The sequence below is a fragment of the Shewanella sp. SG44-2 genome (assembly GCF_014164215.1).
In the GTDB taxonomy this organism is placed as follows: domain Bacteria; phylum Pseudomonadota; class Gammaproteobacteria; order Enterobacterales; family Shewanellaceae; genus Shewanella; species Shewanella frigidimarina.
Window position 1 is genome coordinate 1 of sequence record NZ_JACJEU010000050.1, and the last position, 10,664, is coordinate 10,664.

General features: G+C 42.0%; 7 protein-coding genes and 1 tRNA gene. 2 read left to right on the forward strand and 6 right to left on the reverse strand.

Annotated features, from left to right (window positions below; all coding sequences use genetic code 11):
* Window positions 1-638: 638 nt before the first annotated feature.
* Window positions 639-715 (forward strand) — tRNA-Trp (locus H5181_RS19950).
* Window positions 716-1,416: 701 nt separating this feature from the next.
* Here H5181_RS19950 and H5181_RS19955 read toward each other — a convergent pair.
* The 6 genes from H5181_RS19955 to aspA form a co-directional block, all read right to left on the reverse strand.
* A complete protein-coding gene (locus H5181_RS19955) occupies window positions 1,417-2,469 on the reverse strand; it encodes a porin (RefSeq protein ID WP_182751855.1) in 1,053 nt (350 codons plus the stop codon).
* A gap of 237 nt (window positions 2,470-2,706) precedes the next feature.
* Complete coding sequence (locus H5181_RS19960; protein WP_220491851.1) at window positions 2,707-3,432, reverse strand: fumarate reductase iron-sulfur subunit; 726 nt, start codon at window positions 3,430-3,432, stop codon at window positions 2,707-2,709.
* Window positions 3,429-5,438, reverse strand: coding sequence for a fumarate reductase flavoprotein subunit (locus H5181_RS19965; protein WP_102036422.1), 2,010 nt, complete (start codon window positions 5,436-5,438; stop codon window positions 3,429-3,431). Before H5181_RS19965 ends, H5181_RS19960 begins: the two co-directional genes overlap by 4 nt.
* Window positions 5,439-5,636: 198 nt before the next feature.
* Window positions 5,637-6,362, reverse strand: coding sequence for a fumarate reductase cytochrome b subunit (locus H5181_RS19970; RefSeq protein ID WP_059744834.1), 726 nt, complete (start codon window positions 6,360-6,362; stop codon window positions 5,637-5,639).
* 138 nt (window positions 6,363-6,500) lie between these two features.
* Complete coding sequence (locus H5181_RS19975) at window positions 6,501-7,802, reverse strand: anaerobic C4-dicarboxylate transporter (RefSeq protein ID WP_041412770.1); 1,302 nt, start codon at window positions 7,800-7,802, stop codon at window positions 6,501-6,503.
* 112 nt (window positions 7,803-7,914) lie between these two features.
* Window positions 7,915-9,357, reverse strand: a complete 1,443-nt coding sequence (gene aspA / locus H5181_RS19980) for an aspartate ammonia-lyase (RefSeq protein ID WP_182751856.1) — start codon at window positions 9,355-9,357, stop codon at window positions 7,915-7,917.
* A 503-nt stretch (window positions 9,358-9,860) separates the two neighbouring features.
* Between aspA and H5181_RS19985 the strand changes: the two genes are divergently transcribed.
* Window positions 9,861-10,607 carry a type II asparaginase gene (locus H5181_RS19985; RefSeq protein ID WP_310734291.1) on the forward strand — a complete coding sequence of 249 codons (747 nt, stop codon included), beginning with the start codon at window positions 9,861-9,863 and terminating at the stop codon, window positions 10,605-10,607.
* Window positions 10,608-10,664: the final 57 nt, after the last annotated feature.

The following is a 10,664-nucleotide window of genomic DNA, read 5'->3' on the forward strand; positions in this document are numbered from 1 at the left end:
GCGCAAATTAAGAAGATTGAATGGGAGAAAGACATCCTAAAAAAGGCTACCGCTCTCTTAATGCAAGACAACATCAAACGATAGCGTTAATTGAATCGTTATCGAGAGAGCAGAACATCGTCAAATAGCTTTGCCATTTATTTGATATACCGCGAAGTAGCTACCATTATCATCTCAAACATCGTGGACTAGTGAAGCCTGAACGTGAGAAGTTGCGCCAGCAAGCAATTGCAATCCACCGTGATAGCCGAGGCTCTGCTGGCGCGAGAACGATAGCAGGCTAGCTCAATCAATTAGGTGAAAATGTTGGCCGTTATAAGGCTGCCAGTTTAATGAGAGATGCACGACTTATTAGTAGCCAACCCAGAAAACATCGCTACAAGATAGCGAATGATGAGCCTACAATCGCGCCTAGTTTGTTAAAGCAACAGTTTAACGTTGACGCTATAAACCAATTTGGTTTGGCGTGCGGATGTGACGTACGTTTGATCTGGAGCTAAATGGCTCTACTTAGCTGTATGATCTACACATAAATTGATTGGATTGGCTAACCTGCCTGAAAAAACTGCAGTTGAGCACTTTATTATAAAAAGTACTTTACCTTTGGTGGTGGTTTTAGCATAATGCCCCTCGTCAACAGGGGTGTAGTTCCAATTGGTAGAACAGCGGTCTCCAAAACCGATGGTTGCGAGTTCGAGTCTTGCCACCCCTGCCAAATAAAATAACGGCTTGCATAGAAATATGCGAGCCGTTTTCAATTCTGTAAAATATAGCTTAGAAAAAGAAAGTTTAATATCTGCATTGCTGTTATTACCCCTTGTCCTTTTGTTATTTATATTCTTAGACTTATGAGTATAAAATTTTTGTTTCTCTCTTTATATGGGCTTTCTTGTTACTGTTTCACTTTCATTGTAGCTAAGAGAAACCTGACGTTTCTGAGTTAACCTGCTGTTTTTTCATTGGTGATGGAAATGCTTGTCGCTCTTATGTGCATTTTTATTTAGTTGACTACTTCATGTCATCCTCATTAGTCCTTTATTTGTTTCTTATCCATTGTCCTTGGAAAACGATTTGTCAGTAGAACTCTGCAAAGCTTAGGTTTGATTTTTCTGGATTTTTTTCGACAATTTCTTGAACGACTGTCAGTAGTATTTTCGATTTATGCAGTGAATATTCTGATGTTTTATGGATAATTGACTACGGAGAATTAACATTATGCGTTAATCCTCCGTAGCTTGTTCTTAACGGAATATCAGGGGGGGGGTAGATTTATACTGTTAGTGTATTTAAAAGTAGTAGTTAACCATGTTACCCATGGTTAGTTTGCTCATTCTTACAGTATATAATGGCACTCTAATAAATATAAGCTTCTTAGGGCGCCATTACTTTTACTGAATCATGAAGTTCATTTACGGCTTAAAACTTATAATCGAAGTTATAGCGCATACCGATCATAATTTGATCATCAGTATCTTGGTATTCAAAGTCTTTTTTCTGATATTCGATGAAGGTACTAAATTTCGATGTTTTATGCCATTCAAAGGTGGTGTTATAGGCATTATAATTACCTGAGGTGATATTGTTGCCACCATCATCATATTTGGATATCCCCAGTTTAATTTTATAGGTTTCATTGATGAAGTAGCTTGCGACTATATCAAGAGTTGACCCATCGGCGATGTCTTTGTCTATGTTTTGATAAGCAGCTGCTAGGTACAGTGACTCAAAGTTTTTAGCTAAGGTGACACCTACGGTATTTTCATCTGTACCGTCTTCTAATTCTTTAGTGTAAAACGCTGCGGCTATGTAGATTAGGTCTGTTTTGTAACGTAAACCGGTGTTAAAGAAATCACTCCCATCACTTCCTTTGTTACCATCGAATTGGGCATCAGCAGAAAACAAAATATCGCCGAATTGCTTTCTATAAGTCACTAGATTGTTAAGTCTAAATGGACTTGCACTGTCATAGGCTATTGGGGTTCCTGAACGATTGAAAATATCGACGGGATCGTAAATGATTTCTTGTGTTACTGCTTGCTTACCAATAGCAAACCGACCTAAAAAACCTTCGATTCCGACATAGGCTTTTCGTGCATCGCCAAAGTCACCATCATTTCTTATATCAACCTTAAATTCGCCTTTAGCAAAGGCCATTAGGCCATCTCCTAATTGGTATTCCGTCGCAAAACCAATCCGTGAGTTAGCATCTCCAACATCCCACACATCGTCTGAATTGGTATGGGTAAGACCGAATGTCGGACGTAAAGAACCATAAAAATTAAACTGGGTATCTGAGAGCAAAGATGACTCACTGTCTTGGGTTTCAAGCGTGGCGAGCCTTTGCTGAATTTGTTGTAGTTCAGCTCGTAACTCCTCATTAGTATCGGTGTTGCTATTAGCTTGAGTTGTGAATATGGGAGCCGCAAAGCTCAGCATAATAATTGCAGATTTTAGTTGGGACGGTTTCATTTATGTTTCCTTACATAACAACTACTAGTGTTCTGCTACGGGTTTGGTTACCGATTAAACAGTACTGCTAGTAGTAAGGATGTGCACTTTTGACAGTGCGTGAGCAGGTGCCTAGCGACAATGCAAAAGCTCCCACATATTTACTGCAAACAGGGGCGCCTGTTTGCAAAGTTTTAGTGTTGTATTGCCTCATCAATCTCGCCAAAGCAGCGAGTTTTTGATTAAAGGACTTTTTGACTAGATAATTGTCGAGGCCATTTTTCGGCGTAAATAAGCAATTTGCTGCATGTGGGGCAAGTCTTTAGGGCAGTTATCTTGGCAACCTAACAGCGTCATGCAGCCAAAGACTCCATCTTGATTGCCGATAACATGGTAGAAGTCATCTGCGCTGCGGTTGTCTCTACTATCCATTTCGAAACGGGCAATTTTCATCATGCCTACTGCGCCCACAAAGGTGTCTCGCATTTGTTTGGTGGCACATGCAGAGACGCAGACACCACATTCGACACAGCGTTCCAATTCATATATCCGCGCGGCTTCTTCTGGTGCCATTGGATTTTCTAGGCGATGCATGTCTTGATCGTCAGGTTTAGGATGTAACCAGAGCTTTAATCGCTCGGCTAATTCACGCATAAATTTCCCGGTGTTTACCGACAAGTCACCAATCAGTTCAAAGCCAGGTAGAGGCATTAAGGTGATTTCACCATCAGGGTAATTTGCCGTTAAGGTACGACAGGCAAGAGTTGGGAATCCATTAATCACCATGGCGCAACTGCCACAAATACCTGCTCGGCACACAAAGTCGAACTGTAACGAAGTATCTTGTTGTTCACGCAGTTGATTTAATGCGATAAACACTGTCATACCATCTGTTTCGGTTAATTCGTAACGTTCCATTTTTGGCTTATCTTGGCTATCTTGTGGATCGTAGCGGAAGATATTAAAGGTGATTTTTCGGCTCATAATGATTTATTTCCTACCGGTTGAGATGGTATGACTGCTAATGTATCGCTAAGACGTTCATTAGCTGGTTGTAGATGGCTAGGTAGCGTATATGGCATCAACGCTTGCTGCAGCGTGTGCCTATCTGGGGCGTCGCCGAGTTCTGCCGTTATTTTGTTTATTTCTTGAGTCCGTTTTTCAGTATCGGGATGGGCAATGTTGTTATCGTTGCCGTAACCACGGTATCCAGGAGGTAACTCCATTTTCATTACATCGAGCTTCTCATAATGTAAAACGGGTTCTAATGACTCGTCATTTGGCCAGGTAGCCAATGTACGATTTAGCCAATCTTTATCATTGCGTTGTGGATAATCTTCTCTAGAGTGGGCTCCACGGCTTTCGGTGCGTGCAGCAGCCCCACAGGCGACAGTTAAGGCTACTTTCAACATTCTGGTGACGCGCAGAGCTTCAACTAATTCAGGATTTGAATGACGTTTTTTACACTTAAGTCCTAGATTTTTTGCCCGTAGAAGTAATGCTTTAAGCTCGGCTATAGCCTTGTCTAGTTCAGGACCATTTCGAAAGATGCCGACGTAATTCATCATGATACGTTGCATTTCTTTTTTTATTTCGAAGGGGTTCTCTGTACCTTTACCGTCGACTAAGTTATCGATTTCATTTTGTAACTTATCGAGAAATTTTTGGGTAAGGGCAGTATCAATTTCTAAGGCATTTTGTTCACAAAAATCGGCTACATACTTACCGATGATCATGCCGCCTACTACGGTTTCTGCCACAGAATTACCACCTAAACGATTAAAACCATGCATATCCCAGCATGCAGCTTCTCCAACACTAAATAGTCCTTTAAGTTGTGGGCTTTCACCGGTGGCATTAGTACGAACGCCGCCCATAGAATAATGCTGGGTAGGTCTTACAGGGATCCACTCTTTGCAGGGATCGATTCCAAGAAAATATTCACAAATTTCTTTCACTTCGCGCAGATTGGTTTCAATATGCTCACGACCTAAAATGGTTATATCTAACCAGAGATGTGGCCCGTAAGGACTGTCATCTCCTTTACCTTTGCGAATATGTTCGGTCATGCGGCGAGATACCACATCACGGGAGGCGAGTTCTTTTTTCTCTGGCTCGTAATCTGGCATAAAGCGATGACCGTCTTTATCGCGTAGTATGCCGCCGTCACCGCGACAACCTTCAGTGGTAAGAATTCCTGCTGGGACGATGGCTGTCGGATGAAACTGTACCGCTTCCATATTGCCTAATGTCGCGACGCCAGTTTCGAGTGCTAACGCTTGGCCTATACCTTCGCAGATAGTGGCATTAGTCGATATTTCATAAATTTTGCCGTAACCTCCAGTCGCAATCGTAGTTGATTTAGCCACATAGGCGCGCAGTTCTCCGGTCACTAAACAGCGTGCAATTACTCCGTGGCAACGCTTACCATCATGGATCAGTGATAAGGCTTCAATCCTTTCGTGTACCGGAATACCCATCGATATTGCTTGGTTATCTACCGCATACAATAATGAGTGGCCAGTACCATCGGCGGTATAGCATGTTCGCCATTTCTTGGTGCCGCCAAAATCTCGAGCGTTGATGAGGCCATGAGCTTCTTCTGCTTCATGTAAAGTCACTTTTTTTGCATTCATTATCACATCGCGCGGACCAGCAGAAATTCTAGACCAAGGCACTCCCCAGTTTGTCAGTTCACGTATGGCTTTGGGGGCGCAATGGGCAAACATACGTGCCACATCTTGGTCACAACCCCAGTCAGACCCTTTTACCGTATCCTGAAAATGTATGTCTTCGTTGTCACCCATGCCTTTAACTGTATTGCCAAGGCTTGCTTGCATACCGCCTTGAGCAGCCGCGGAATGTGAACGTTTTGCCGGAATAAGCGATAATACCAGTGTGTCTAGGCCGCGTTCTTTGGTGGCAATAGCGACTCTAAGGCCTGCTAGCCCGGCACCAATGATTAGTGAGTCTGTATAAATAAGTTTCAAAGTCAGCTCCTTATCTAATAATCTAGATAATATGTATGAATTTCCATTGCGCCCCTGCGATAGATGTAATGCACCTATTCGTCAGTGGAGGGTCTGTGTGTTGAGGCTTAGCTTTGCGATTCAGGGGGGCTCATTTTGTTATTGACTCTGGCTGTTTGTTGCCAGGCAATCACACTTAGCGTCCCCTTAGCATGCCTACTACTTCGGAATAAAAGGCTGAACGGGTAGTGTCAGTTCACTGCCAATAGAGATGTAAGTAATGAGGCTTAATGAACCTAAACAAAGTAAATAGATCATTAACACCTGGGCAATGGTGCGTATGAGAGAACGATTATTGCTCACTCCCCATTTTAATATCACTCGGTATAAGCCAATTAAGCCATGTACTAATACAACCGGAAGGAATACCACATACAAGATCCAGGCATGTCCGTTATAGACGCGGTCGGCTGAGAGGTGTGGACCAATTTCAGGATCTAAAATCATGGTTGCAAGATGTGCTGAGACTAAGAAAAATAAGATGAATCCAGTGATCATTTGCCAATACCAAGCGCGAGTGTCTTTGTGCTTTATGTTGGACATAAACCCACGAAGTGCACGCCACTGGCCAAGTTGTACCGGAAAGCGACGTAATGCTAGCGCCGCGTGAACGACGACGATAACTAAAATAAATACTGAAAAGATTTGTGTCACTAGTGGCCAACCGTGGCCAGTAGCGCTAAACATGCCACCTTCAAGTACTTGCACGAAGCGGTAGAAGGTTTCTTTGCCTAATAAAATGCTTGCCTCAAAATGCATATGCACTAATAAGAAAGCGCCCAGTAAAGCCCCTGTCAAGCTTTGTAAGCAGTCGGCTCTAGCTGACCAGGCTTGTCCAAATGGTCCACCATTGATGGCGGTTGGAACGCGCGTTTTTTCTGACATTAATTCACCTCTTATAAGATTTGTTATGATGTAAATGCGTAAGCATTACCCCAAAACAAAGTCCCTATATAAAGATTAAAAGAACAGGGTTAATCCATTTTCTGGATTAGCCCTTCGATAACATTGCTTAACATTGAGCTATATAATCATGCCGCCAAATAAGAACGCTAACGCGACACTGGTAGCAATTGTCACTACACCAGGAATAAGGAATGGGTGGTTAAATACCGCCTTACCAATTCGAGTTGAGCCGGTGTCATCCATTTCGACAGCTGCCAGTAGCGTTGGATAAGTAGGTAATACAAACAACGCACTCACAGCAGCAAAAGAGGCAACGGCTGTTAAAGGGCTCACACCAATGGCTAATGCCGCAGGCATCAGCGCTTTAGTTGTGGCCCCTTGTGAGTAGAGCAACATAGAAGCGAAGAATAGTGTTACCGACAATAACCATGGCTGGCTCTGCAGTAAGGTTCCTGCAAGGTCTTTGATTTCATCAATATGGTTTGCAACAAAAGTATCCCCTAACCACGCAACGCCTAGCACACAGACACAGGCAGACATACCTGACTTAAAAGTGGCAGCATTAGAAATTTCGCTAGCGTCTAATTTACAAAAAATCGTAATAGCTGCAGCAGCAGTTAGCATAATCACCATGATGGCTGAATCGCGAGGCAATACCGGATTAACAATTAATCCCACTTTGTCGGAAATCGCAGTGGCATAAATCATCACAGCCGCAATAGCCATTAAAAAAATCACCACTGAACGTTTAGCACCGTCTTTAATGTTTATTTGGGTCGCACCACGTTTTTTGATTAATCCTTTGGCCAAACGGTCTTGGTAGATAGGATCTTCTGCTAGCGGTTTACCCATTAAATTGGCTACTACGGCCCCGACCATACAAGCGAGAAAAGTGGAAGGGATACATACTGCTAATAGCACTAAATAGTCCACTCCAAGTGGCTCTAAGATGCCAGAGAAGAACACTACTGCCGCAGAAATAGGTGAGGCAGTAATGGCGACTTGAGATGCTACAACTGCGATAGATAAAGGTCGAGATGGACGTATACCTTGTTCTTTGGCTACTTCTGCAATAACAGGTAAAGTTGAGAATGCTGTGTGGCCCGTTCCAGCAAAGAGTGTCATGAAATAAGTGACGACGGGTGCTAGAAAGGTAATTTGTTTTGGATGTTTACGTAGTAATTTCTCTGCCAGTGAGACGAGATAGTCCATCCCTCCCGATACTTGCATGGCTGCAATGGCGGTGATCACCGACATAATGATTAGGATTACATCAATCGGGATAGTCCCTGGTGTTAGTCCAAGTCCAGCTGTCAGTATCAGCACTCCGACACCGCCAGCAAAGCCGATCCCCATGCTCCCCATTCTTGCACCTAGGTAAATAGCCCCTAGTACGATAATTATCTCTAATATAATCATGGTATTAACTCTTTGTTATTTTGATTGTCATATTCTGCTTAAGGTTAATTATGCAGAAGCTTATTGTTTAATAATCGAATTTGGGTTGGAGAAAATCTCCAACCCAACAGAGTTACACTTTGGTTTTGCTTGTATTTCGTTTGTCCTGATACTTAGGATGCATTAGGTTTTCTACAGAGAGGATTTCATCGAGCTCTTCAACTGTTAATAAGCCTCGTTCTAGCACCACTTCACGGACATTTTTACCCGTTTGGGCACAAATTTTGCCGATAATGTCGCCTTCATGGTGACCGATGAACGGATTAAGATAGGTCACAATGCCAATAGAATTTAATACATGATTCATACAGACATCAGGATTGGCAGTGATCCCTTCAACACACTTCTCACGCAGTGCGATACAGGCATTTCCCATAAGACTTAGCGACTCAAACATAGCCTGGCCAATGACAGGTTCCATCACGTTAAGTTGTAACTGGCCAGCTTCTGCGGCCATAGTGATCGTAATATCGTTACCGACAATTTTAAAAGCCACTTGGTTAACCACCTCTGGGATCACAGGGTTGACCTTGGCAGGCATGATTGACGAACCGGCTTGTAACTGAGGCAAATTGATGTCATTGAATCCTGTGCGTGGACCCGATGAAAGCAAGCGTAAATCGTTACAGATTTTGGACATTTTAATGGCCATACGCTTAATTGCGCTGTGCAGCATAACGTAGGCGCCACAATCCGATGTCGCTTCAATCAAATCTTCGGCTGGCACATATTCACGGCCAGTAATTTCAGCCAAATGTTTAATGGCCAATGAGGAGTACCCTATTGGAGTGTTTAGACCTGTACCAATAGCCGTTGCACCTAAATTCACCTCAAGTAATAATTCTTGGCAACGTTTAATCGATTTAATTTCTTCGCGCAGTGTTACAGCAAAAGCGTGAAACTCCTGGCCTAATGTCATAGGCACAGCGTCTTGTAACTGAGTGCGGCCCATTTTTAATACGGTCTTGAATTCTGTAGCTTTGGTGTCGAAGGCACTGATGAGGTCGGTTAATGTCTCTAATAAAATATCTGTGCTGTTGACCAATGCAATTCTAAAACCTGTTGGATAAGCATCATTAGTGGATTGACACTTATTAACATGGTCATTAGGGTTGATGACATCATAGCGGCCTTTTTCTAACCCCATGAGTTCCAATGCAACATTGGCTAATACTTCATTGGTGTTCATGTTGACCGAGGTACCAGCACCACCCTGATAAACATCTACTGGAAATTGGTCGACAAATTGACCGGTAGTGAGGATCAGATCGCAGGCTTCAATAATTTTATCCGCAATCTCGGGACTTACAGCCCCTAATTCGCTATTAGCCATGGCAGCTGCTTTTTTTGTTAGCATCATGCCTCGCACTAATTCAGGTGCGTCTGAAATTTTTTGATTGCTTAATTTAAAGTTTTCCATTGCACGTAATGTGTGAATGCCATAATAAAATTCATTAGAAACTTCTTTAGTACCCAATAAATCTTCTTCGATACGTGTGCTATTAGTGTTTTTCATTTCTATCCTATTAAATCCTGTTAATAGTAAGATATATTTTCGACCTTGAGCTATGGTATGTGTATATAAGCTTAAATTGCATATCAAAAATAACTCTTCGAAAATATGAAGGAGAACTTTCTCCTTAACTATTGGGTGAAAGGTTACCCCTTAAGTGGCATTTTAATATCGATAATGATCACATAATTGTATCGAGTTATAAATTTATTTTAGTCGTTAGATAAATATCTCAACTGAATTGATTTGTGTGATCTATTACTATTTGATCCAAGTTGTATGTTGAATTGTTATTTTTTGTCAACTTAATATTTAAAGGTGAAAATGTTTTTGGTAAAAGTATTGTGTTAATTAAAAGTGTCTTTATTTAAATTATTTTATTATTTATTTTTTGATTTAGATTGTTATTTGGTCTCAGTTGTTAATTTTAGTGATAACTATCACGGTGAGAATTTAATAATAGTGCACACTTGTGAAGTGTTTATTATTAATAAAAGGAAGTTAGTATGAAATTTTCTATACGTAAGCTCTTGCTGTCGGTTACCTTAGGGTTATTTCTATCCTCTGCGGTGCAAGCGCTTCCACAGGTTCGAATTATTGCCACAGGTGGAACCATTGCTGGAGTGGGCCAATCGGCTACTGAGTCAAATTATCAGTCTGGAGAGGTAGGGGTTAATAGCTTAATAGCAGCTGTGCCGGAGATAAAGTTACTTGCCGAAATTCAAGGTGAACAACTCGTTAAAATTGGTTCGCAAGATATGAACGATAAAGTTTGGTTAGATTTAGCCAAACGGATTAATATTTTGCTGGCTGATAAAAATGTCGATGGAATTGTGATTACCCATGGCACTGATACTTTAGAAGAAACAGCTTACTTTTTGAATCTAACTGTCAAGAGCGATAAGCCTGTAGTGCTGGTTGGTGCAATGCGTCCATCCACTGCTATGAGTGCCGATGGACCTATGAATCTGTATAATGCAGTCGCCATTGCCGCGAATCTAGAGTCTAAAGGCAGGGGTGTTTTAGTCGTGATGAACGATACAGTACTTAACGCCCGCGATGTAACGAAGACTAATACTACTGGAGTACACACCTTTGCCGCGCCTAATTTTGGCCCGCTTGGTATTATTCATAACAGTAAGGTTGAGTATATGGGCAGAACGGATCGTCAACATACGACTCAAACCCTGAGGGATCCCCACGAATTTAATAGGATGCTTGTGGGTCCCTTACTAAATTTTGAAGCATCTTAATTGCTGACATCCAATGCCATTTCAACAGCTTCAAATTCTTATCCTTGTAGGCTCTCA